Genomic DNA, 22,410 nt, shown 5'->3' with positions numbered 1-22,410 from the left:
CCCTGCCGCGCAGGAGATGAGCATTATGAACCAAGATGATATCTGGCGCCTCAGCGCGACCGAACTTTCCACCCTCACCCGTGCGGGTGATCTCAGCGCCGAACGGGCGGCAGAGGCTTCGATTGCACGGATGCAGGCGGTGAACCCCAGCCTGAACGCAGTTGTCGAAGACCTGAGCACCGAGGCCCTGGCCCGTGCGCGAGCACTGGACAAGGCCCGCCAGGCAGGTGCTGCCCCTGGCCCGCTGCAGGGGGTGCCGGTGACCATCAAAATCAATGTTGACCAAAAGGGACACGCCACCTCGAACGGGGTGATGGCGCTCAAGGAGCTCATTGCGCCAGCCGATGCCCCGGTAGTCGAAAACCTGCACAAGGCAGGCGCGGTGGTGATTGGCCGTACCAATACGCCAGAATTTTCCTTTCGCGCCGATACCGACAATCCGCTCTTTGGCCGCACCCATAACCCATGGGGAAGGCACATCTCTCCCGGGGGATCCTCTGGGGGTGCCGGGGCGGCTGTGATGGCAGGCATTGGTGCCTTGGCCCATGGCAACGATATTGGCGGCAGCCTGCGGTTTCCGGCAGCAGCCAACGGGGCTGTCACGGTAAAGCCCGGCCTAGGGCGGGTGCCAGCCTGGAATCCCAGCCAAAAGGCGGAACGTGGCATGCTGGCCCAGGCCATGTCGGTGCAGGGTTTGATCACCCGCTCGGCGCAGGATCTGCATCTGGCGATGCCTGCGCTGATTGCACCAGATATCCGGGACCCTTTTCACGCCCCCCTGCCCTGGCGTGGTGCACCGCTGGATGGCCCCATCAAGGTGGCCTTTACCCGCAACACCCATGGCTATGACCTGCACCCCGAGGTGGAAAAGGCGCTGGAAGTGGCCCGTGACGCCCTGCTTGAGGCCGGCTACTTTGTAGAAGAGATTGAGCCGCCCAATGTTTTTGAGGCGGGCCGCAATGGCTATCGCGCCCTGATGGGCGAAGTCTATGCGATGATGAAGCAAGACGTGGATGCCGCAGGATCCGATACCGTGCGCCAGATCTTTGAGGTCTATTTTCAGGAGTTTCCGCCTTTCGTCGGCACTGAACTATTGGAGATGATGGCCAAACGCAGCCACTACGCGCGCGAATGGGCCCTGTTCATGCAAAAGTATCCGCTGGTACTGACACCGTTTCTGCCGCAACCCTTCTTTAAGCCCGACCGCGACACCGAAGGCGCTGAAGGCGTGCACGAAGTTCTAGGCTGTGCGGTCTATTCCTATGCAATGAACTTTCTTGGCCTGCCCGCCGGCTGTGTGCCTGCGCATCTGGCACCGCTGGAGACCGGGCCACAGCCCATAAACGTACAGATCGTTGCACGCCGCTGGCGCGAAGACATGGCTGTGGATGCCTGCGCTGCCATCGAACAGCGCGTAGGACGGTTCAGCCCGCATCTTTGGGATCTGATGCAGTAGTCACGCAAAGAAGAAAGCCGGAACATGGTCTCCCAGTCCCGGCTTTTTCCCAACCAAGGAAACTTACTACCCGCCGCATCCTACAATCAGCCGCAGTGCACAGGCCGACTTGTTTTCACAGGTCGCCCTAAAGCCCGCCTGACGGCAAACCCGGCTTGAAACAGGCACATTCCTAGCAAAACACAAAGCAGCACACTCAAAAACCGGAATTACCCTTGGTCCAGAATGCCACGAAAGCGGATAGCGAAACCAGTCCCGTCACGATAATGTGACTACCCAAAGATCCGTAAGCATCTCATATTATTCGGCTTTCAACAAAAACGAGGCACCATCCCCAGTCAGGTAAACTGTTCAGAGATCAGGCGTTCTTCCAGACCATGGCCGGGGTCGAACAGAATCTTGTGCTGAATGCTGCGTTCCGTCTGGATTTCCACCCATTGGATATCAGGGCAGGAAATCGAGTCGGCATCGGCCATCACCGGTCGCTTGTCCGCCTCCAAGACATCGAAACGGACCTTGGCGCTGCTGGGCAACAAGGCCCCCTGCCAGCGGCGCGGCCGAAACGCAGCAATAGCCGTCAGCGCCAGAACATCAGAGCCGATCGGCAGGATGGGACCATGTGCAGAGTAATTGTAAGCCGTGGATCCCGCAGGTGTTGAAACCAGTGCACCATCGCAAACCAGCTCCTCAAGCCTTTGGCGCCCATCCACCGATATCTTGAGCCGCGCCGCCTGTGGCCCCGCGCGCAGCAGAGAGACTTCGTTGATGGCAAGCGCCTTGTGGCAATGGCCAGCCCGGTCCATGGCCGTCATGGACAGCGGGTTGATGATCTCTTCCTCGGCGGCCTCAAGTCGGGCAACCAGCCCCTCTTCGTGGTATTCGTTCATCAAAAAGCCAACCGTGCCACGGTTCATCCCATAGACCGGGGCCACCAGATCCACGGTTTCATGCAGAGTTTTGAGCATGAAACCATCGCCTCCCAGGGCCACGATCACATCGGCCTGTTCTGGTGTCGTATTGCCGTACTGCGAGGTCAAAACACTATGCGCCGATTGCGCCACCGGTGCGCTACTGGCCAAAAAGGCGATTCTCATAGTCCCTAAACCCTGTTTCCGGTGTGAGCCATTTCGTTCCGAAACAAGCACAGCTGACCTACAAAGACCAGAGTTGCCGTTCTGTCGCAGGGAATTGCCGCTTTACAGCCTTTAAGATCCATGAAGTTTCCGATAGGAAATTCTCCAAACCCGCATCTTAACTACCACTTCCAATCTGACGGAGCCACCATGACTGTGACCACCCGTGACCCTGTTTTTTTCACCCAGCCCCTGGCTGAACGTGACCCCGAGCTTTTTGGCGCCATCACTGACGAGCTGGGACGCCAGCGCGACGAGATCGAGCTGATTGCATCTGAAAACATCGTCTCTGCCGCCGTGATGGAAGCACAGGGTTCTGTGCTGACCAACAAATATGCCGAAGGCTATCCAGGGCGTCGCTACTACGGTGGCTGCCAGTATGTCGATGTCGCTGAAAACCTCGCGATCGACCGCGCCAAAGAGCTGTTCAACTGCGGCTTTGCCAATGTGCAGCCAAACTCTGGCTCCCAGGCAAACCAGGGTGTGTTTCAGGCGCTGATCCAACCCGGTGACACCATCCTTGGCATGGACCTCTCTGCCGGTGGCCACCTGACCCATGGCGCGCGCCCCAACCAGTCGGGCAAATGGTTCAACGCGATCCACTACGGCGTGCGTGAAGATAACAACCTGATCGACTATGATCAGATTCAGGCCCTCGCAACCGAGCACCAACCCAAATTGATCATCGCTGGCGGCTCCGCCATCCCGCGCCAGATCGATTTTGCGAAGTTCCGCGAGATTGCAGATTCAGTTGGTGCCTATTTCATGGTCGACATGGCCCATATCGCTGGCCTGATTGCGACAGGCGAGCACCCCTCGCCCTTCCCACATGCACATGTTGCAACCACGACCACCCACAAGACCCTGCGTGGCCCTCGTGGTGGTATGATCGTCACCAATGACGAAGCCATCGCCAAGAAGGTGAACTCGGCAATCTTCCCTGGCATCCAGGGCGGCCCCTTGATGCATGTCATCGCCGGCAAGGCTGTGGCCTTTGGCGAAGCGCTGCGCCCCGAATTCAAAGCGTACCAAATTCAGGTCCGTGCCAATGCCGTGGCCCTGGCGGATGAGCTGATCAAAGGGGGTCTGGATATCGTTACTGGTGGGACCGACACCCATGTCATGCTGGTGGATCTGCGCCCCAAAGGCGTCACCGGCAATATCGTCGACAAGGCCCTTGGCCGCGCCCATATCACGACCAACAAGAACGGCATCCCGTTTGACCCGGAAAAGCCAATGGTAACATCGGGCATCCGTCTTGGCACCCCTGCGGGAACCACCCGTGGCTTTGGTGAAGATGAGTTCCGTGAAATCGCTCAGCTGATCGTCGAAGTGGTTGATGGTCTGGCTGCCAATGGCGAAGAGGGCAACGCAGAAGTTGAGGCTGCAGTGCGCGGCAAGGTTTCCGCGCTTTGCGCCAAGTTTCCACTGTACCCCAACCTGTAAGCAGGGCCTAAAATCGGGTTTAAAAAACTAGCTTTGGGCCGCCGCTGGATCTTCTCGCGGCGGCCCTTTATCGTTTAGCCCATGACCAAAGATATTCTAAAAACCACCAGCAAATACCTCAGCTTCATCCTGCGCCATCAACCCCAAAGCATCGGCTTGACGCTGGATGAGAATGGCTGGGCCGAAATAGACGCGTTGATTGCCAAGGCTGCGATCGAGCTCACCCCCGCCCTGATTGAGGAGGTGGTGAGCAGCAACGACAAGAAACGTTTTGCCCTGAGCGAGGATGGGGTGCGGGTTCGCGCCAATCAAGGCCATTCCGTCAAGGTCGATCTGCAGCTTGCGCCCCAAGTGCCGCCCGCAGTGCTGTTTCATGGCACCGCCAGCCAGACGCTGGAAGCCATTCGCAGCCAAGGCCTGCTGAAGGGCAGTCGGCAACATGTGCATTTGTCAAAAGATCCGGATACCGCCCGCCGGGTCGGCCAACGGCATGGAAAACCCGTCGTGCTGCGCGTCAGCTCCGGCGAGATGCATGCCGCAGGAGAAGCGTTTTACCTTTCAGAAAATGGCGTCTGGCTGTGTGAACACGTTTCCCCCAGCTATCTGGCGAGCGACCTTGACTGATACCGATTGACGGCGGCTGACACGAACAGCACCTAACACGGGCGACGCCTGACGCTGAGGTCAGGCGCCGCCCAAAGCCAAAGGCTCCCGCGCCCTGAGCCTGCATCGCAGATGCCGTCCCAAAGGCCTTGGGCATGGCAGCCCGCAGAGGCGGGCTGTGCGCTTTTGGCGAGGGTTTTGTTTTTCTCAGACCTCGGACTTGGGGTCACGCAATGCGTCTTCGAGGATCTTTTCGTTGCGCGCGTCTTCGATGCGCCGGATCCGGTCCTCGCTGGAGCGGTTGTCAAACCGGTATTTCACCACATTGATCAGGCTCAGCGTCAGCAGCAGGATGCCCATGGCCCAATAGCCCTTGGTGGCCAGTGGCACATCGGTCGACAGCCAGAGCGAGATGCCCAGCATCCCATAGGCAAGGACAACACCGGCGATGTTAAGAAGAGTGATGAGGGCGTTATCGGAACGATCATTGATCATGGGAAGTCTCCTGTCGGAATTTGAGTGAAAATTAATCTGAGTTGAAAATCTGTCTGGTTACTGACTGCTCACTGGGTACGTCGCAGGCGTTGCAAAACCTCTGCCGCGGTGCTGCGTTCCGGTGCGCCAAAGCCTGCATCCGCCAGGTTTTGTGCCACATCAGAGTTGTCGAGCCTGTTGTCGATTTCACGCAGGATCTGCCCCTTTTCAAAGGGGTCATCCTGCTGCAGCACCCGCGCAATCAGGCCTTCGGCTTCTTCCAGCGGATTTTGCCCTGCCTGCAAATCCTGATTCAGGCGGCTCTGAATCTGCTGTTCGCGCCGGGTTGCACGAGCCGTAATCGCGCCCTGTTTCAGGTCAAGGATCCGACGGTTTGCGGCCTCCAGAGACTGACGTAACTGCAGTATCCGCGCCTCAAGCCGATCATGGGTTTCCTTACGCAGGGTGAGTTCGTTTTCCATCTCGACAATGGCGCTGGCGGCACTCTGTGCCAAATCTTTACGCCCCGCCTCAAGCGCCTCGGTTGCCCGGGCCACCAGATCGGCACAACGCGACTTGAGAGTTGATATCTGGCGGGCCTCGCCACGTTGACGCTGGATCAGACTGGCAAGGGTGATCTTGGCTGCGCGCAGATTTCCGTCTGCTTCCCGGATCTTTTGGTCAATCAATTCAATTGAAAACTGGTCGCGCAATTGTTCTTCGGCACGGGCATTTGCACCGGTGATCAAAGTCTTAAGAGTTGAAAACATTGCTTCCTCCATCGTGAACGTCGTTCATGAGTTAGATGTAGCAATTTCATGAACGCCGTTCAAGTATTTTTATGAACGCCGTTCACATTTTTTCTAAGGCTTTGTAATCTGGGTTAAAACTTGGGAGATCATGTCCTCGATACGCTCGCGGGGAACGCCAGAGATGCGATTCTCGAGCCCCAATAGCACAATGCCATGTACCGAAGAAAACAGCGCTCGAACCATCAGAGTAAGCTCTGCCGGGGATTTTTGCGGAAAAATCTCGGAGACCGGGCGGGCGATGTTTGCAAAGAGCGCGTCGAGCTCTTGCATATACCAACCCGGAACCGGCCCATCAGCGGGCATATCAAGGTCAAACAGAGCGCGCCAAAGCCGAGTGTTTTCAGCGGCAAACTGCAGATAGGCATTGCTCATCAGGATCAGCCGGTCCTGCGGCGGCAAATCACCCGCCGCCTCTATCGAGGCCCCGACCATTTTGCCCAGTTTTTGAAAGGTCCGTCCGTTCACCGCCATCACGATGGCATTGAGGTCTTCGAAGGCATTGTAGATGGCCCCTACCGCACAGCCGGCATCCTTGGCGAGGTCACGCGCCCTGAGCGCACGCGCACCCTCCAGGCTGATCCGCTGCTCAGCCGCTGCGACCAGTGTTTCACGCAACGCCGCGCGCCGTTGTTCAGATTTAAGTGTCATCAGCTTTCCAAACCTGCGCTTCCCATTTTTGAACTGCGTTCAAGAAGTAGCGGGATAATCACCCTAGGGAAAGCTTGGATCAAATAAATCCGCGCCAGCGCAATACCAGAACCAGCAGAGCAAAGACCGTCAGGAGCGCGAAAGCAACGCTGGCCAGCACATCGAGCATCCGCCCCTTGCGCCGGTCAGCGACATCGATAGTTCTGAGATGCGCCTTGACCTCGCGCACCGCGCCCTGCAGCGCGGCCTCATCTACAGTGAGACGCAGCTTTGGATGCTCCAGCAAAGGCATAGCTGCAACCAGGCGCATACCCTGTTTGTAGATGCGGCGCGGCATCTGGCGACGCGCCTTGCCAAGAGCGGTTGCCAAATCTCCCGAAACCTCGGCCTGGCTGTGCAACAGCTGCTGCAGCTCTTCGATATCGGCAAAAATGTCTTGAGCCATAGGCTGCGCTCCGTCCTGTCTGCGCCCAATTGCGGGCCATTCTGGTCTCGTCGCGCCAAACTACCGCGCCCCGTAGGTGGCCACAATGCCCTGCTCAAAATCAGAAGGTCAAAGGGGGTTTGCGCCGTTGGGGCCACAGCGTTATCACTGGCCCATGCTGAACTACATCACACATGGCAAAGCCACTGACAAACCATCTCTTCTGATCGCACATGGGCTTTATGGTTCAGCGCGAAACTGGGGAGTTATCGCAAAGCGGCTTTCGGATGAACGCCAGGTCATCGCGGTAGATATGCGCAACCACGGTCAAAGCCCCTGGACCGAGAGCCACACCTACCCCGAGATGGCCAATGACTTAGCCGAAGTGATTGACGCCCATAACGCGCATGCTCCGGGCGGGCAGATGGATGTGATCGGACACTCTATGGGGGGCAAGGCTGCGATGATGCTGGCCCTCACGCACCCGCAAAAGCTGCGTCGGCTGATCGTCGCGGATATTGCCCCCGTTGCCTACACGCACAGTCAGATCCAATTCATCACCGCCATGCGCGCGGTGGATTTCGACCGGGTGGAACGACGTCCAGATGCAGAGGCTCAGTTGGCGCAAGCCGGGGTAGATCCGGCCCTGCGCAGCTTTTTCACCCAGTCCTTGGATATTCCCAATAAGGGTTGGCGCCTCAACCTCGACACGCTGGCGCGCCACATGCCCGACATCATGTCATTTCCAGAGACCCACGCCAGCTGGAGCGGCCCCTGTCTGTTTCTGTCCGGCGCGGACTCGGATTATGTAAAGCGCGACGACAGGGATCTTATCCTGGCGCGGTTTCCCAATGCCCGCTTTGCCAAGATCCCCGGTGCAGGCCATTGGCTGCACGCTGAAAAGCCGCGCGAGTTCGAGGCCAATTCCCGCGCGTTCCTGAACGCCTAAATGCAAAAAGCTTGGCCTAGAGAATTCCGGGCCAAGCTTTTGAGCTCGCAGTTCTGACTTCGCTATCAGGTCGGGGCTATCAGGTCGGGGCTATCAGGTCAGGCAGAAGCCCGCGCAAAAAGCTGTCTCGCCACAAGCCAGGCAACAGGCAGCCCCAAAAGGGCCCCCACACCTGCGGCTGCCAAAATGGCCTCCACGGTAAAAAAGCCGCCGACCAGAACAGCGATAACGCCTATTCCTGCCAGGCTACTGCCGATAAGAGAGTATAGTATGGATGCAAGGCGCAGCATGCAGGCCTCCTCGGATTTAAGTCACTAATTACGACTCAATCCATAGTCGAAGGCCCGATCCGTTACCTTGATCCCGATCAGTTTTGCGATCCTGATCAGTTTTGTCTCAGCCACTCATGCCCAGATCAACAGGTTCTTCGACCGGAGCACCCGCCGCCTGCCAATCGGAAAAGCCGCCAAGGTTGAAAACCTGGTCATACCCCATGTCCTTGAGAAGCTTTCCGGCAAGGGCCGCCCGGCCCCCACTGGCACAGTGCAACACGATCACACGATCAAAGCGCATTTCGGCATCGTGAAAGGGACTGGCCGGATCGGCGCGAAATTCCAACATGCCGCGCGGAATATGATGGGAACCAGACGCGCGCCCTTTCGCCTCCAGCTCCGGCGCATCGCGAATATCCAGCAGCAGTGCTCCCTCTGCAACCAGCTCGATTGCCCGTTCTGCGGTAATCCGTTCCACGGCAGCATTTGCCGCCGCCATCATCTCTTGCAAGGTCAAGGCCATCGTTCACTCCTTATTTTGCCCACTCCAGACCGGATAGGGACTGGCACATCTTCCGACTGCAAGATGGACCCGATCACAGGCCGAGAAAACCCCTGATAAATAGGAAGTGATTTTCAACAGTGGCTTTTGCCGGAGAAAAATCAACCAAACGGCACGCCGTCCAGTCAGACCAAGCCAAGCAGGTCAAATGGAGCAGGCCGAATTAGGCAGCTGATATCAGAATTCTGTACAACCAGACACCGCAACCTCTCGGGCAGCATAGTTGCTGAACCCGCCTAGCCTGTATCTTTCGCAAGATCAGAGGCATTCGCCAATTCCCGTGCCATTTCCAGCTTCATTGGTCGTCCGAAATAGAAACCCTGCACCGATTGGCAGTTTTCCTTTTGCAGGAACAGCAGCTCTTCTTCATATTCCACCCCTTCTGCCAGAACCGGAATATTCAGAGCCTCGCCCAGAAGCAGGGTCGAACGAACGATGGCCGCGCGCTGATGGTCTTTGTGAACATCCTTGACAAAGCTGCGGTCAATTTTGATCTTGTCAAACGGAAACACCTGCAGGGTTGCCAGAGACGAATAGCCCGTGCCGAAATCATCCATGGCAATGCGCAGCCCCATCGCCTTTAGGCGGTGCATGACATTCAGCGTATGGGCCTTGTCGTCGATGATACTGGCCTCGGTTATTTCCAACTCAAGCCGCGCCGGATTCAGGCCAGTTTCCATCAGAATGTCCGACACATGTTCCACGAAGGTGCTCTGCGCCAGCTGCTGCGGCGCCACATTCACCGCGATCTTAAAAGGTTTGTCCCAGCTTGCAGCCTCGCGACAGGCGGTGCGCAGTACCCAGAGCCCGATTTCCCGGATCAGCCCGGTCTCCTCGGCAATCGGGATAAAGACAGTTGGCGAAATAGTGCCCTGAATGGGATGGTTCCACCGCAACAACACCTCGAAACCGGTAGGTTCCAAAGAGGAGAGATCATTCTGCAACTGATAGACCAGCTCAAACTCATCGCGGGCACAGGCCAGGCGCAGATCACCGATCATTTTGACTTTTTCACGGCTTTGCTGGTCCATTTCAAGACTGAACAAAGCGATATTGGCGCTGGGGTCTTCTTTGGCACGCGACATCGCAAGGGCCGACTTGCCTGCGATTTCACGCATGTCGCGCCCGTCTTCAAAACTGGTTGCAACTCCGATTGAGGCCCCGATCTTGGTCGCAACAGTTCCAATATCAATCGGTTCAATTATCAGGCAATGCAGCCGTTCTGCCATGGCCATAACCTGACCAATACGGTGGAAATTTCGTTTTATCGCAACAAACTCATTGCCACCGGCACGGGCAACAAACTCATCTTCCTCCAGCGAAGCTGACAGCCGTTCCGCCACGACCTTCAGCAGCCGATCTCCAGCAGCGTAGCCATAGAGGTCATTGATTTCCTTAAACAGATTAAGGTCTATAGTTAGAACCGCCACGCGCTCTGTCTCGTCAATTGACAACCGGCTTGCAAGTTCACTCATCTTTTGTGTGAGACCAAGGCGGTTCGGCAAGCCAGTCAACGGATCATGCAGCGCTGCAAGCTGTAGCTGGTCCTGAGTCTCCACCTCCCAGCTGGCCTCAATGCTGACCGAAGCAAACCCAATCATCAAGATGACTGCCATGACTGCCATAACCAGGATACCCAGAATGGAATCCGAGATGATTTTTGGAGGCACGTCCACAAAGGGGCTGAGCTTGATAGTGATTGCACCCATGGCCGTAAAATGCATCGCACAGATTGCCGTCACCATCAGAAGTATCGCACTGCCCCAGCCCAATCGAGTCACAGCATGGGCAATGCGCTGGTAGGCCAGCGCCCCGAGCCCGGCCCCCAAAAGGAGCGAGACCAGCAGATATGGTTTTTCCCAGACGATCTCACCGGGAAGCAAATAGGCCGACATGCCCAAATAGTGCATTGCCGCCACAGTCAGGCCAAAGGCAACGCCGCTGCGTACGTCGTATGTACCCCGCAAGCGATAGGCCAGCAGGGCATTAGAAACCGTCATGCCAATGATCGCGATGGCAAGCGAGCCTGCGGTGGCAATGGGTTCGTACCCATGTGCATAGCCGGGATCATAAGCCAGCATCGCAATGAAATGTGTCGACCAGATCGTGGCTCCCCCAATCACACTGGTGAGCCCCAACTGAATGTGCTTTCGCCGCCCATTTGCCTGAATAAGCCGCCGACACAAAGCAACTGAAAGACTGGAGCCAAGAACGCAGACCAGTGCAGCCAAAGCAACAAGCCATAGGTCATGTTCTTGGGTCAGACAGCCGATTACGCGATACATTTGACACCTTCGAGCTAAACAAACCTAAGCTCCAACACTGTCGCGAAACAGGTAAACAAATACATACACAACCCGAAATTGCAGGAGCAACTTAGTTCACATTGGAAATACCCTCGACGCCCGAAACGAGTATTTTCAGTTATTTTCCTGACAACTGCCTGAAAGAATGCAGGCCTCCAAGTATCTGCGCTTGCAAGAGAATGACCATCACTTTCGCAAGTAATCGGAGCACTCGCGACAAAGGCCTTATTGAAAAATCAAAAACTGTCTGACGTCAGCGCCTATGGGTCCAAATAGGGTGATTTGCTAAGAGAGAGTTTGTTGCTCATCGTAGCCACCGAGGAGTGGACGATGAGAAAGACAATGAAGAGCCCTGGCGAGAAGATCGTCAAAGACATCAAGCGCGCCGACCACTGCCCGGCAGCACATGCGTAGCATGTGTGAGAGGGGCGTAAGCACTATTCATCGGAAGAGAAGATCAGGATCGTCCTTGATGGCTTGCGCGGCGAGGATAGCATTGCTGAGCTGTGCCGTCGTGAAGGCATATCTCAGGGCATCTACTACAAATGGTCCAAGGACTTCATGGAAGCCGGTAAGCGCCGTCTTGCTGGCGACACAGCACGTGCTGCGAACACTGATGAGGTCAAAGCACTGCGTCGCCAGGCAAAGGATCTCAAGGAAGTGGTGGCGGAACAGACGCTTGAACTCCGCCTTCTCAAAAAAAGCATGACAGGCGATGGGGGCGACCACGAATGAGGTACCCCGCATCTGAGAAGTTGGAGATCATACGGCTGGTCGAAGAAAGTCATCTGTCTGCACGCCTGTTCGGCCTGTCCGTATGGATCGTCGCAAAGACACGCACATTGGGTGAACCTGCAGCCAATCTCTTCGAAATCAACCGCACTGCCTCCCTGGCGGGCTCTCCGGAAAAATCATTCGGGAGACTGCACATCATCTTCTCAGCAACCCGAATACCTTTTCTGCCTCCCTTCCCAGCCCGATGCCTAAGGATATCTCTCATAGCCGCCTGCGCAGCCTTCGTGTCGGATCCATCGGCTTCGCCCAGGTTTAGGGAAATCGTATTGCCTGGCAGCACAGCGGATGGGCGCGCTATATAGCGTAGATTGGCTATGGCTTTCCCTATGGCTCGCTTCGCAGACAGTCGCTTGCGCCCAGGGCGAGTCCCAGTGGTGATCCCATCAAACCGGGTTGTAAGTTCAAGCATCTCCGTTTCCGCAGGACGGGATTTAAGGGCCTGACCTTAAATCCCCTTGTGCGCCCTCATCCTAATTTTTCATCAACCTGGGAATTAGGACCTATCTCCAGCGAAGCATAAAAACCGCGCCATCGCGCTGATAGGAGATTTCATGCCCTCAAGAGATAGATTTGACGAACGAACCGCAAACAGCCTGCTACCACTGTCGAAGTTGCCCCCAAAGACCCAGGATGCGCTCCGCGTTATGGGCATGCCCCGCCCCCACAAAGTCATGATCCAGAATTCAGCAAGCCTGCTGGCCGCCACAGTGATGTCCAAGGTTCCCTACGCTCAGCGCAAAGGCATCCGTGAAGCCATCAAGCACCCTGAGACCGGCAAACGAGTTTCTAAGCCAAACTCCCCAGAAAACTTGTTAACCTTCGACATTCCAGATTCGCGCATTATAGAACAGCCGCTCTGGGATGCGGTGAAAGACAGGCAAACAGCCCAACAACGCTTGCGAACCAAAAAGACAGCAACCGACACCAATGGCTTATCTCTTTCGCAAGGAATGCGCCGACGAAAATACCTCCTTTCCGGCCTACTCCAATGTGCCAAGTGCGGCGGCAACCTGACCGTTGCAGGTTCAGGAAAAGCTCGGCGCTATTACTGCGCCAATGCAAAGGAAAAGGGATCATCGGTCTGTGATGGAATGCCGGGGCTGAAGGAAGACCTCGCTGCTGAAACCATCCTCAGCGGCCTGCGAAAACACTTTATGCAAGATGTAGCATATCAGGAGTTCAAACTGAGATTCCTCCAGCGACGACAACGCCAAGAAGAGGACGACGGCGAGGCGCTCCGCCAGCATGACCAAATAACCAAACGGCTTGAACGAGAACGCCAAAACCTAATGCGTGCTGTGAAGAACGGAATTCACTCTGATTCAGTCATTAGTGAGCTCAACACACTTGATGCACAACTTGCCGTGCGACCATCCGAGAGAGAAGCCTTGGTCCGCACGCCCGTTGACCTACCAGAAGATTTGCCCGCTCTATATCGGGGGCATATCGACAATCTGGTGGCAACCCTAACTGACGAAGGTGTGGCAGGCAGAGCGAGCGATGAACTGCATGAATTGCTGGACCGGGTGGTCGTCTCCTATGACATCAAAACCAAGGACCACTTCCTCGACATGCAGGGCAATCTGATTGCAATGCTCAGAAACACAAAACCCGCCGAAGAGGCGGGTATTGAGGCTAACGAAAGTTCGCTAAAGTTGGTTGCGGGAGCCCACAACCAGCGTTGTCGAACACAATTAAGGTGCCATGTCTGAAGCATCTCAGAAGTGGTTTGCTGACCTCCATTGCGTCCATATATATTGTTTGTTTGCACAGTTTTCGTTCTTAGCACCAAGCTGTCTCTTGCGACAGAAACGTGTGCCGATACAGGCATCTCAAACTAAATCTAGCTTCCTGCGTGAGTTTGATCCGTCGGACAATCATTGGCTCTTTTGACATAAAAGAAAAAAGGGAGTGTAAGTTTCCGCGCGTCAATTTAGAATAATCGAGTGCGACCTCAACTCCAGCTCACGAGGTCAGGTACATCCAGAAACACAAAGCGGCGCCTGAGATGACGACTAAGAAAATCAAAAACATGGAAGAATTTGCGGCAGTCAGCGGCATCTCGCGCCCAACACTGTCAAAGTTCTTCAACGACCCAGTCAGCGTTCGAGCATCCACCAAGGCGCGTATTGAAGCTGCCCTAGAGCGGTATGACTTCAAACCGAACCTATACGCTATGAACCAAAACAGGCGGTTGACCAAAAATATAGGAATTATTGTTCCACATTTGGCAGATCCATTTTTTGCCAAAATTGCCCGCACGATTGAGGACCACATCCAGGTTATGGGATACCGGCCGGTTTTACTTGGATCACAAGGAAGGCCCGAACTGGAAGTACAAAACCTGGAAAATCTGCGCAGCCTTAAGCCAGCAGGAATTCTCTTTGCCCCCCTAGGGCGAGCGTCAAACCGTGGCCCCATTGAAGCCTTTTGCAAGGAGGTCCCGACCTTACTGTTTGATGCCAATCTAGAGGGCGTTGGCGAGGGCTTCATTGGATCAAACAATGATCAAAGTGTTGGTCTCATTGTGGACTATCTTTGCCGAACCGGAGAGCCGCCTGCCTTTTTCGAGATGAAATCCCCATCGAACCCAAATGCCTACAAACGACGTGCTGCCTATCTCAAGGCAATGGGGCAGTTGGGGCACCAGCCGCATTTGATCCAGGCCATTGGCGATGGATGGGAATTTGAAGAAATCGGTTTTCGTGAAGGGATGCGCGTGGTGGCAGACAAGACACTGCCTACCGATACCATTCTATGTAGCAATGACCGGTTAGCGATTGGGTTCTTGTCCGCCGCATTTGAGAGCGGTCGACGCATCGGCCTGGGCCCGGACTGCTCAATGCGGGTGGCTGGGCATGATGATCACCCTTTCTCACGCTTCACCTGTCCAACTTTGACGACAATTTCCCAAGACTACGAAGCAATCGCCAAAAAAAGTGCTGAGACATTGCTCACTCGTGTAGAGGCTGAAAGCCCTGTAGATTCGCGTGAAGAAGTCCTATTTGATGGGCGCCTTGTAATGCGTCACTCAGCCTAAGATGTTGCCAATAAATGAATTCTCAAAATACTTTACGCGCGTAAATTTTTAATTTGACGCCAGATAGCATGCTTCGCTAGGCTAGGTGGAACATCTAGTTTCAGGGAGGAAGAGGATGTTTGTGAAGAGCGCACTTCGTGCGGCAACAGCTTTGTCGCTATTTGCGGCGGGCAGTGCAGCTGCAGAGACACTGACAATCGCCATCGTCAACAACGGTCATATGATCAATATGCAAAAGGTTGCCGAGGCCTATACTGCTGAAACCGGCGTCGAACTAAAGTGGGTTTCGCTGGAAGAAGGCGTTCTGCGCGAGCAGGTAACTTCGGACACGGCCACCGGTGGGGGCCAATATGATGTTATCAATATCGGTATGCAGGAGGCGCCGATCTGGGGCGCTGCGGGATGGATTGAACCTTTAGAATTCTCTACCAACTATGATGTCGATGACATCCTGCCAGCCATGCGCAACGGCTTGTCCCATGACGGGAAGCTCTACGCAGCTCCATTCTACGGTGAATCCTCGATGGTCATGTATCGCAAGGATCTGACTGACAAGGCAGGCCTCACCATTGCTGACAATGACAGCTGGGATAATGTCAAAGCCGCCGCTGCGGCGATCCATGATCCCGACAATGGCGTCTATGGCGCCTGCCTGCGTGGCAAACCCGGCTGGGGCGACAACATGGCTTTTATCACCACAGTGGTGAACTCTTTTGGTGGGGCCTGGTTTGATGCGGATATGCGCCCAACCCTGGACAGCGATGAGTGGAAAGCCGCGATCAATTTCTATGTTGATCTCCTGGGCAACTACGGTCCTCCCGGCTCTGAGGGCAATTCCTTCAACGAGATCCTAGCACTGTATAACGAAGGAAAATGCGGTATGTGGATCGACGCCACCATCGCGGCATCTTTCCTAGAGGTTGACGGCGTGGCCTATGCCCAATCGCCCAATGCCGGTAACCCGGTTGGCGCAAACTGGCTGTGGGCCTGGGCGATGGCTATCCCCGCAGGATCGCCCAACGCCGAAGCGGCTGGTGACTTCATCGAATGGGCCACCTCCAAGGACTATGTAAAGGCCGTTGGCAATCATCCTGACTTTGACTGGGGTTCTGTTCCGACCGGACAGCGCGCCTCGACCTATGCGATCCCCGAGTTCAAGGCTGCTGCCAGTTTTGCTGCCGCTGAACTGGCCGCGATCGAAAGCGCCGCCCCAGGCGCCACTGATCTGAAACCCTATGTGGGCGTTCAGTTTGCAGCGATCCCCGAATTCCCCGAAGTGGGCTCCGCAGTGGCACAGGAAATGGCTGCGGCTCTCTCAGGTGCCAAATCGGTAGACGAGGCCCTGGCTGCCTCTCAAGAAGCCGCGAATGCGATCATGAAAGAAGCTGGTTACTACGACTAAACCACAGCAGAGGGGCCCGACATAGGTCGGGCCCCATCTGAAACAGCGCGGCTGATTGCGCAATCGCTTCGGCGAAGCTTAACATCCAAGTACTCGCAACCCAAACATCACATGCAGAACGAAAAAATCGTTTTGTTGGGAGGATAGGATCATGTCTGACAGAAAGCTTCCCCGCCTTCTTCAATCCCCAGCGGTGCTATTGCTACTGGTATGGATGCTGATCCCTCTTGGGATGACGCTATACTTTTCGTTTATCCGCTACGTGTTGAACAGCCTGCGCCGCCCAGAATGGACCAGCCCGAGCCTCAGCAATTGGCGCGGTTTTGGGAATTACGAATTTGTCCTGAATTCCAAAGACTTCCTTTTTGCCATACAAAACAGCCTGTTCATCGTCTGTAGCATCTTGTTTCTGACAGTGATTTTGGGCGTGCTGATTGCCGTACTCATCAACAAAAGCTTTCCGGGGCAAGGCATCGTGCGGGTGCTGCTGATCTCGCCCTTCTTTGTCATGCCAGCAGTCAATGCGGTTTTGTGGATCAACATGATCCTGGACCCGGTTCTCGGTCTGCAGGGCATCGCCGTTGCTAACCTCAATGATCTGGCCGCTGCCCTGCGAGACGCGCCTGTGATCGGTTGGTTCTTTGCCCTTTGGCCACAGCTTGAGCCGATCTCCTTTCGTGCCACCCAGACCTCTGCCTATGCGGTTATCATTATGGTGACATGGCAGTGGACGCCCTTTGCCGTGCTGATCTTCATGACTTCGTTGCAATCAGAGGATCAACAACAAAAAGAGGCTGCCGTGCTGGATGGCGCCAGCAGCTGGTCACAGTTTCGCTTTCTCACCCTGCCGCATCTGGGACGCCCAATTGCGATTGTGGTGATGATCCAGGCAATCTTCCATCTTTCACTTTATGCCGAAATCGAAATTGTCAGCCGCGGCAATGGCAATAAGAACCTGCCCTATCTGATTGGGGAGTTCGCCAACAATAACATTGGTGCTGCCAGCGCCACCGGCATTTTCGCCGTCATCCTCGCCAATATCGTTGCAATTTTCTTGCTGCGCATGGTTGGCAAGACACTCATGGAATAGGAGGCGCAGAGCATGGCTATTGTTGCAAAACCTTCAAAACTCGGAACCTTTGGCAGGCCAGTTCTGGCCTGGACCGTTGGACTGTTGTTCTTCTTTCCCATCTTCTGGATGGTTCTGACCAGCTTTAAGACCGACGCCGATGCGGTTAAGCCCGAGCATCTGATATTCTTTCAGCCGACGCTTGAGAACTATCTCAACATGACCGAAAACTACGACTATTGGCGCTTCGCCAGGAACTCGGTGATCACAGCCGTGATGGCCACGCTGTTCACTTTGTTTGTGGGAATTCCCTGCGCCTATGCGATGGCGTTCAACCCCAGCCGCGCCACCAAGGACGTGCTGATGTGGATGCTGTCGACCAAGATGTTACCTGCGGCGGCGGTGCTCTATCCGATGACCTTCCTAACCAAAAGCGCCGGGCTGTTTGACACGCATTTCCTGATCATTCTGGTGCTGAGCCTTATCAATCTGCCCATCGTCGTCTGGATGTTGTTCACCTATTTCAAGGAAATACCCAAAGACATCATTGAGGCCGGCAAGATGGACGGCGTCAACACCTGGGGCGAGATCAGAGAGATCCTGATTCCACTGGCCTGGGGCGGCATCGCCGCAACTGCACTGCTCTGCTTTATCTTCTGCTGGAACGAAGCCTATTGGACTGTGCGCCTCACAACCACCAATGCCGCGACGCTCTCCAAACTCATCGAAGGCAATCGCGCTCCTGAAGGGCTGTTCTTTGGCCGTCTCTCTGCAGTCTCTGCGGCCGCCGTCGGCCCTATCGTTGTACTGGGGTGGTTCTGTCAGAAACAACTTGTCCAGGGTCTCACCTTTGGCGCCGTGAAGTAAGGAAAGACTATGGGACGTATCGTATTAAAAAGCGTGACAAAATCCTTTGGCGACGTGGAGGTTATCCCCCCCTTGGATCTGACAATCGAAGAAGGTGAATTTGCCGTCTTTGTCGGCCCTTCAGGCTGCGGGAAGTCTACACTATTGCGAATGATTGCCGGGCTTGAAGATCTGTCTTCGGGTAGCATCGAAATTGACGGGCAAGATGCCACTCAGGTGCCGCCCGCCAAGCGGGGGCTGGCCATGGTTTTCCAATCCTACGCGCTTTACCCGCATATGTCGGTGCGCAAAAACATCGGGTTTCCGCTGCGTATGGCAAAGATGGCCCCCGCAAAAGTCACTGCACGGGTCGAAACCGCAGCCAAATCGCTCAACCTGATGGACTACCTGGATCGCAAACCCGCAGATTTGTCGGGAGGGCAGCGCCAACGAGTGGCCATTGGCAGGGCCATTGTGCGCGAACCTGCGGCCTTCTTGTTTGATGAACCACTGTCAAACCTTGATGCGGCACTGCGCGTAGGCATGCGCCTGGAAATCGGCGAGCTGCATGAGCGCCTTCAAACGACAATGATCTATGTAACCCATGATCAGGTCGAGGCGATGACCATGGCCAATAAGATCGTGGTTCTACGGGCTGGGGTGATTGAGCAGGTAGGGTCACCGCTGGAGCTATATCACCGCCCACGAAACACCTTTGTCGCGGGTTTCATCGGATCACCAAAGATGAACCTGATTTCCGGCACACAGGCGCAAAAATACGATGCCGCAACAATTGGCATCCGCCCAGAACATATTGATGTCAGCATGACCGAGGGCAGCTGGGAAGGGTACGTTGGAGTGGCAGAACATCTTGGTTCTGATACTTTTCTGCATGTCCACGGCAGCGGGGTTTCTGAAATGATCACCGTGCGTATCTCAGGAGACATATCAGTCAACCAGGGAGACACGATTTATCTCACCCCCCAGTCAGACCAGCTTCACAGATTTGATGCTCAGGGGACACGAATTCCATGAAGGTAACCAAAGAGGATAATGCGATCTGCATCGCTTTGAGCGAGGCGAATTTGACACGCATTCCAGCAGCAGTCACTTGCCCCACTTACCGCCGATCCGAGCTGAAGCCGGGTATTGTGCATATTGGAGTGGGAAACTTCCACCGCGCCCACCAAGCTTGGTATATACACCAATTGATGCAAAAGGGTTTAGCACAGGACTGGGCGATCGTTGGTGCGGGCGTTCGGCCATATGACGCAGAAATGCGCAACCGACTGTTAGAACAGGACTGCCTTACAACGCTGATCGAACTTTCTCCCCAAGGCGCATCGGCTGAGATTATTGGCTCCATGATCGACTATATTGCCACGGAACCAGGCAATAGAGGGTTGGTCCGGCAAATTGCCAAGCCTGACATCCGTATAGTATCCCTCACCGTGACAGAGAGTGGCTATTTCATGGACCCCATAACCGGAGGTTTTGATGCAGCCCATCCAGATATTCAGCATGACATCTCGAATCCGGACCATCCTCGTTCCGTATTTGGGGCCATCGTTGCTGCACTTGATACGAGGCGCACCAATGGAGCTGGCCCTGTCACAGTGATGAGTTGCGACAACCTTAGAGGCAATGGCATGATTGCCCGCCAATCGGTGGTGTCCTTGGCCAGATTGATCAAGCCCGAGTTGGCAGCTTGGATCGAGGAGAAATGTAGCTTCCCGAATTCAATGGTCGACTGCATCGTACCCGCGACTGGTCCTGACGAATTGGCCATGGCACAAAAGCATGGGGTTGATGACAAGGCCGTGGTCACCCACGAGAACTATCGTCGGTGGGTTCTCGAAGACGACTTTTGTGCCGGGCGACCTGTCTGGGAAAAACTCGGCGTAACCATGACGCCGGATGTTCATGATTATGAGACCATGAAAATCCGGATCCTAAACGGTGGGCATCAGATCTTGGCCAATGTAGGGGAGCTTTTATCAGTCGACACTATTTCGGCTTGTATGGAAAACCCGTTGATCTCCCAGTTCTTTCAGAAAATTGAACGCGATGAAATTGCTCCATATGTCACTTCCGTTCCGGGAATGACTCCAGCCGCTTATGTGGATCTTATTGCCGCTCGGTTCTCCAACCCAGCCATTCGGGACACCACCCGTCGAGTGGCCTATGATGGCTCCTCACGCCATCCTGAGTTTATTTTACCCGTTTTGCGGGGCGCATTGCAGGGTTCGGGATCAATAAATGGGTTGGCATTGGTCGAGGCCCTTTGGGCGCGGATGTGCGAAGGCAGTCGCCAAGACGGATCGACCATTCAAGACAACGATCCGCACTGGCAGCAGCTTTCCGTGGTTGCCAAGGAAAGTCGACGCAACCCCCAAGCCTGGATCGAACAAAGGTCGATCTACGGAAAGCTTGCAACCAACATTCGGTTTTATAAGGCGTTTACCTATTGGCTTGACCTGATCTGGGAACAGGGGGTTGAAAGAACAATCGAAACCTATTTGGGGTCTGAATCTAGCATACCAGCCGAGACGGCCAAATGATCCTGTGTTGCGGCGAAGCCTTGATTGATATGATCCACTCTGCGCCCGTGTCAGGGCCAGAAACCTATGTACCCCGGCCAGGTGGAGCTGTGTTGAATACGGCAGTTGCTCTAGGGCGGCTTGGTGCGTCGGCTGCGATGCTTACAGGGCTGTCCCGTGATCCCTTTGGCAAAAAACTTGCAGACCACTTGACTGCTTCACATGTGAACGTGTCACAGATCGTCTGGTCCGACCGCCCTACAACCCTGGCTTTTGTACAGCTGTTAGACGGTCAAGCCTCTTACTTCTTTTTTGACGAAAACTCAGCTGGCCGCATGCTAAACACCGCCGACATTCCGAAGCTTCCCCAAGAGGTTTCAGCCCTATTTATGGGCGGGATCAGCCTTGCATGTGAGCCTGCTGCAGACAGCTACATGGCTTTATTGGAGCGAGAGGGCCGTGCGAGAGTGGTTATGATTGATCCCAATATCCGTCCCGGATTTATCCAAAACACTGACCGATACCGTCGGCGTTTGAGCCAAATGATGAAACAGGCAAATATTGTGAAGGTTTCTGAAGAGGATCTGAATTGGATCTTCCCTGGGCCAGAGGAATTTGAGCAAAAAGTAAAAAACATCCTCAAAATGGGGGCCTCGATCGTTGTTCTTACGCGTGGAGAAAACGGTGCAACCGGTTTTTTGGCTGGCGGAACTCAGATTTATGTTCCTTCAACAAGGGTTGAGATCGTCGATACAGTAGGCGCAGGTGATACTTTTAATGCCGGTTTTCTTGCAAAATTGTCTGAGCTTGGCTGTCTCAGCAAAGACCAACTTAAGTCCCTTACTTTGGATACACTGCAGCAGGCTTTGGAATATGGAACCAGGGCTGCAAGTGTCACTGTTTCCAGAATAGGCGCAGACCCGCCATGGGCTAGAGAATTATAATGGGCACCGCATTGGTATTGCAGGGAGCCTGGCAGGCCTCCTATGGGAGCAACCTAGGTTGAGAAGGCTGGCGCCTCAGCTCAGTGGATCAATGATTGTCGCGAGGCTGTGATTTGGCAGCAATGTTTCGATAGGTATCAGCGTCCCGCAGCGTCATACCACGATCGAAGGGCTGGACCATCTCACGAAAATACTGCTGCCAGGGTGATTGGCTCCTTGAGATTTCAAACCCACCGCGGGCAATCAACGCTGAGCGGCGGGCAGCCAATTGATCTTCACTCACAAGCATATCAGCACTGCAGGCATTCAAATCGATGCGTCCGCAGTGCTGCCCTCTAGTGATCAAAAATGCTGCAACAGGGGGTGAATGGCTGGTTTGGTGAAGCTGCACAGCAGCGCTTGGACATCTGGTCAACGGCGGCTTTGGGCCGTTAGCTCTCGCCATTCCCCCTTTCGCCTCTTGTCCTTCTGATAGTTTACGTGTGGTGAGCGCACTTCCAGGCGCTACGGTATGTTGCACGTTCACAACAGCTCCAAACGCGCCCAAATGCTTCCACAGCGCTTCCACGGAATTGGTTCCCAAAACGCAGAATGCGCCCCTTGGGGCTCTATGCATTTGATATTGTTATATTTTTTGGTTGCGGGAGTAGGATTTGAACCTACGACCTTCAGGTTATGAGCCTGACGAG

At 54.9% G+C, this 22,410-nt stretch carries 21 protein-coding genes and 1 pseudogene; 13 read left to right on the top strand and 9 right to left on the bottom strand.

From position 1 onward, the window contains the following. Nucleotides 1-25: 25 nt before the first annotated feature. Nucleotides 26-1,456, top strand: coding sequence for an amidase family protein (locus PH5382_RS18440; RefSeq protein ID WP_058335858.1), 1,431 nt, complete (start codon nucleotides 26-28; stop codon nucleotides 1,454-1,456). 338 nt (nucleotides 1,457-1,794) lie between these two features. Here the strand turns inward: PH5382_RS18440 and PH5382_RS18435 are convergent, their stop codons facing one another. After that, nucleotides 1,795-2,550, bottom strand: a complete 756-nt coding sequence (locus PH5382_RS18435) for an NAD kinase (protein WP_058335857.1) — start codon at nucleotides 2,548-2,550, stop codon at nucleotides 1,795-1,797. 189 nt (nucleotides 2,551-2,739) lie between these two features. On the opposite strand from PH5382_RS18435, the gene glyA reads away from it, so the two are divergent. Together glyA and PH5382_RS18425 are read left to right on the top strand one after the other, a co-directional pair. After that, entirely contained in the window at nucleotides 2,740-4,035 is a 1,296-nt protein-coding gene (gene glyA, locus PH5382_RS18430) for a serine hydroxymethyltransferase (protein WP_058335856.1), read from the top strand. A gap of 81 nt (nucleotides 4,036-4,116) precedes the next feature. Beyond that, the gene (locus PH5382_RS18425) at nucleotides 4,117-4,659 is read left to right on the top strand and encodes an RNA 2'-phosphotransferase (protein ID WP_058335855.1); all 543 of its coding nucleotides are present in this window, start codon (nucleotides 4,117-4,119) and stop codon (nucleotides 4,657-4,659) included. 186 nt (nucleotides 4,660-4,845) lie between these two features. On the opposite strand, the gene PH5382_RS18420 is transcribed toward PH5382_RS18425, so the two are convergent. From PH5382_RS18420 to PH5382_RS18405, 4 genes are all read right to left on the bottom strand, one after another. Next, nucleotides 4,846-5,133, bottom strand: coding sequence for a YiaA/YiaB family inner membrane protein (locus PH5382_RS18420; protein WP_058335854.1), 288 nt, complete (start codon nucleotides 5,131-5,133; stop codon nucleotides 4,846-4,848). A gap of 68 nt (nucleotides 5,134-5,201) precedes the next feature. Continuing rightward, the gene (locus PH5382_RS18415) at nucleotides 5,202-5,882 is read right to left on the bottom strand and encodes a PspA/IM30 family protein (protein ID WP_058335862.1); all 681 of its coding nucleotides are present in this window, start codon (nucleotides 5,880-5,882) and stop codon (nucleotides 5,202-5,204) included. A gap of 93 nt (nucleotides 5,883-5,975) precedes the next feature. Next, nucleotides 5,976-6,572 (bottom strand): TetR/AcrR family transcriptional regulator, encoded by a 597-nt coding sequence (locus PH5382_RS18410; RefSeq protein WP_058335853.1) that lies wholly within the window; start codon nucleotides 6,570-6,572, stop codon nucleotides 5,976-5,978. Nucleotides 6,573-6,651: 79 nt separating this feature from the next. Continuing rightward, the gene (locus PH5382_RS18405; RefSeq protein WP_058335852.1) at nucleotides 6,652-7,017 is read right to left on the bottom strand and encodes a hypothetical protein; all 366 of its coding nucleotides are present in this window, start codon (nucleotides 7,015-7,017) and stop codon (nucleotides 6,652-6,654) included. Nucleotides 7,018-7,171: 154 nt separating this feature from the next. Between PH5382_RS18405 and PH5382_RS18400 the strand changes: the two genes are divergently transcribed. After that, nucleotides 7,172-7,945: an alpha/beta fold hydrolase gene (locus PH5382_RS18400; RefSeq protein WP_058335851.1), complete on the top strand. Its 774-nt coding sequence runs from the start codon at nucleotides 7,172-7,174 to the stop codon at nucleotides 7,943-7,945. A gap of 98 nt (nucleotides 7,946-8,043) precedes the next feature. On the opposite strand, the gene PH5382_RS18395 is transcribed toward PH5382_RS18400, so the two are convergent. From PH5382_RS18395 to PH5382_RS18385, 3 genes are all read right to left on the bottom strand, one after another. After that, nucleotides 8,044-8,235, bottom strand: a complete 192-nt coding sequence (locus tag PH5382_RS18395; RefSeq protein WP_058335850.1) for a hypothetical protein — start codon at nucleotides 8,233-8,235, stop codon at nucleotides 8,044-8,046. Between the two features lie 106 nt (nucleotides 8,236-8,341). Next, on the bottom strand, nucleotides 8,342-8,740 hold the full coding sequence (locus tag PH5382_RS18390) for a rhodanese-like domain-containing protein (RefSeq protein ID WP_058335849.1): 399 nt from the start codon (nucleotides 8,738-8,740) through the stop codon (nucleotides 8,342-8,344). Nucleotides 8,741-9,015: 275 nt separating this feature from the next. Next, the gene (locus tag PH5382_RS18385) at nucleotides 9,016-11,064 is read right to left on the bottom strand and encodes a putative bifunctional diguanylate cyclase/phosphodiesterase (protein WP_058335848.1); all 2,049 of its coding nucleotides are present in this window, start codon (nucleotides 11,062-11,064) and stop codon (nucleotides 9,016-9,018) included. Between the two features lie 438 nt (nucleotides 11,065-11,502). Between PH5382_RS18385 and PH5382_RS18380 the strand changes: the two are divergent. The 9 genes and pseudogenes from PH5382_RS18380 to PH5382_RS18335 all read left to right on the top strand — a co-directional run. Then, nucleotides 11,503-11,885: pseudogene (locus PH5382_RS18380) on the top strand (transposase); the annotation flags it as partial. A 666-nt stretch (nucleotides 11,886-12,551) separates the two neighbouring features. Continuing rightward, on the top strand, nucleotides 12,552-13,592 hold the full coding sequence (locus PH5382_RS18370) for a recombinase zinc ribbon domain-containing protein (RefSeq protein WP_231751932.1): 1,041 nt from the start codon (nucleotides 12,552-12,554) through the stop codon (nucleotides 13,590-13,592). A 296-nt stretch (nucleotides 13,593-13,888) separates the two neighbouring features. Beyond that, nucleotides 13,889-14,920, top strand: a complete 1,032-nt coding sequence (locus PH5382_RS18365; protein WP_058335845.1) for a LacI family DNA-binding transcriptional regulator — start codon at nucleotides 13,889-13,891, stop codon at nucleotides 14,918-14,920. 115 nt (nucleotides 14,921-15,035) lie between these two features. Then, complete coding sequence (locus tag PH5382_RS18360) at nucleotides 15,036-16,322, top strand: ABC transporter substrate-binding protein (protein WP_058335844.1); 1,287 nt, start codon at nucleotides 15,036-15,038, stop codon at nucleotides 16,320-16,322. A gap of 151 nt (nucleotides 16,323-16,473) precedes the next feature. After that, the gene (locus tag PH5382_RS18355; protein WP_058335843.1) at nucleotides 16,474-17,412 is read left to right on the top strand and encodes a carbohydrate ABC transporter permease; all 939 of its coding nucleotides are present in this window, start codon (nucleotides 16,474-16,476) and stop codon (nucleotides 17,410-17,412) included. 12 nt (nucleotides 17,413-17,424) lie between these two features. Then, complete coding sequence (locus PH5382_RS18350; protein ID WP_058335842.1) at nucleotides 17,425-18,258, top strand: carbohydrate ABC transporter permease; 834 nt, start codon at nucleotides 17,425-17,427, stop codon at nucleotides 18,256-18,258. Nucleotides 18,259-18,267: 9 nt separating this feature from the next. Beyond that, entirely contained in the window at nucleotides 18,268-19,272 is a 1,005-nt protein-coding gene (locus tag PH5382_RS18345) for an ABC transporter ATP-binding protein (RefSeq protein ID WP_058335841.1), read from the top strand. Then, nucleotides 19,269-20,798 (top strand): mannitol dehydrogenase family protein, encoded by a 1,530-nt coding sequence (locus PH5382_RS18340; RefSeq protein ID WP_058335840.1) that lies wholly within the window; start codon nucleotides 19,269-19,271, stop codon nucleotides 20,796-20,798. Before PH5382_RS18345 ends, PH5382_RS18340 begins: the two co-directional genes overlap by 4 nt. Continuing rightward, entirely contained in the window at nucleotides 20,795-21,721 is a 927-nt protein-coding gene (locus tag PH5382_RS18335) for a carbohydrate kinase family protein (protein ID WP_058335839.1), read from the top strand. Before PH5382_RS18340 ends, PH5382_RS18335 begins: the two co-directional genes overlap by 4 nt. A gap of 88 nt (nucleotides 21,722-21,809) precedes the next feature. Here the strand turns inward: PH5382_RS18335 and PH5382_RS19845 are convergent, their stop codons facing one another. Next, nucleotides 21,810-22,241, bottom strand: a complete 432-nt coding sequence (locus PH5382_RS19845; RefSeq protein WP_156414966.1) for a hypothetical protein — start codon at nucleotides 22,239-22,241, stop codon at nucleotides 21,810-21,812. Between the last annotated feature and the right edge of the window lie 169 nt (nucleotides 22,242-22,410).

This window comes from Phaeobacter sp. CECT 5382, assembly GCF_001457775.1.
Classification (GTDB): Bacteria; Pseudomonadota; Alphaproteobacteria; order Rhodobacterales; family Rhodobacteraceae; genus Pseudophaeobacter.
Note: the sequence above shows the minus strand (reverse complement) of the source record. Positions and strands in the feature narration are given on the sequence as shown.

Excerpts from the sequence above, each read along its gene's own strand:
- PH5382_RS18360 (WP_058335844.1), top strand. The coding sequence starts at position 15,036 with ATGTTTGTGAAGAGCGCACTTCGTGCGGCAACAGCTTTGTCGCTATTT.
- PH5382_RS18395 (WP_058335850.1), bottom strand. The coding sequence starts at position 8,235 with ATGCTGCGCCTTGCATCCATACTATACTCTCTTATCGGCAGTAGCCTG.
- PH5382_RS18390 (WP_058335849.1), bottom strand. The coding sequence starts at position 8,740 with ATGGCCTTGACCTTGCAAGAGATGATGGCGGCGGCAAATGCTGCCGTG.
- PH5382_RS18435 (WP_058335857.1), bottom strand. The coding sequence starts at position 2,550 with ATGAGAATCGCCTTTTTGGCCAGTAGCGCACCGGTGGCGCAATCGGCG.
- PH5382_RS18415 (WP_058335862.1), bottom strand. The coding sequence starts at position 5,882 with ATGTTTTCAACTCTTAAGACTTTGATCACCGGTGCAAATGCCCGTGCC.
- PH5382_RS18345 (WP_058335841.1), top strand. The coding sequence starts at position 18,268 with ATGGGACGTATCGTATTAAAAAGCGTGACAAAATCCTTTGGCGACGTG.
- PH5382_RS18440 (WP_058335858.1), top strand. The coding sequence starts at position 26 with ATGAACCAAGATGATATCTGGCGCCTCAGCGCGACCGAACTTTCCACC.
- PH5382_RS18340 (WP_058335840.1), top strand. The coding sequence starts at position 19,269 with ATGAAGGTAACCAAAGAGGATAATGCGATCTGCATCGCTTTGAGCGAG.
- PH5382_RS18365 (WP_058335845.1), top strand. The coding sequence starts at position 13,889 with ATGACGACTAAGAAAATCAAAAACATGGAAGAATTTGCGGCAGTCAGC.
- PH5382_RS18385 (WP_058335848.1), bottom strand. The coding sequence starts at position 11,064 with ATGTATCGCGTAATCGGCTGTCTGACCCAAGAACATGACCTATGGCTT.
- PH5382_RS18400 (WP_058335851.1), top strand. The coding sequence starts at position 7,172 with ATGCTGAACTACATCACACATGGCAAAGCCACTGACAAACCATCTCTT.
- glyA (WP_058335856.1), top strand. The coding sequence starts at position 2,740 with ATGACTGTGACCACCCGTGACCCTGTTTTTTTCACCCAGCCCCTGGCT.
- PH5382_RS18335 (WP_058335839.1), top strand. The coding sequence starts at position 20,795 with ATGATCCTGTGTTGCGGCGAAGCCTTGATTGATATGATCCACTCTGCG.
- PH5382_RS18350 (WP_058335842.1), top strand. The coding sequence starts at position 17,425 with ATGGCTATTGTTGCAAAACCTTCAAAACTCGGAACCTTTGGCAGGCCA.
- PH5382_RS18405 (WP_058335852.1), bottom strand. The coding sequence starts at position 7,017 with ATGGCTCAAGACATTTTTGCCGATATCGAAGAGCTGCAGCAGCTGTTG.
- PH5382_RS18420 (WP_058335854.1), bottom strand. The coding sequence starts at position 5,133 with ATGATCAATGATCGTTCCGATAACGCCCTCATCACTCTTCTTAACATC.
- PH5382_RS18425 (WP_058335855.1), top strand. The coding sequence starts at position 4,117 with ATGACCAAAGATATTCTAAAAACCACCAGCAAATACCTCAGCTTCATC.
- PH5382_RS18355 (WP_058335843.1), top strand. The coding sequence starts at position 16,474 with ATGTCTGACAGAAAGCTTCCCCGCCTTCTTCAATCCCCAGCGGTGCTA.
- PH5382_RS18370 (WP_231751932.1), top strand. The coding sequence starts at position 12,552 with ATGATCCAGAATTCAGCAAGCCTGCTGGCCGCCACAGTGATGTCCAAG.
- PH5382_RS18410 (WP_058335853.1), bottom strand. The coding sequence starts at position 6,572 with ATGACACTTAAATCTGAACAACGGCGCGCGGCGTTGCGTGAAACACTG.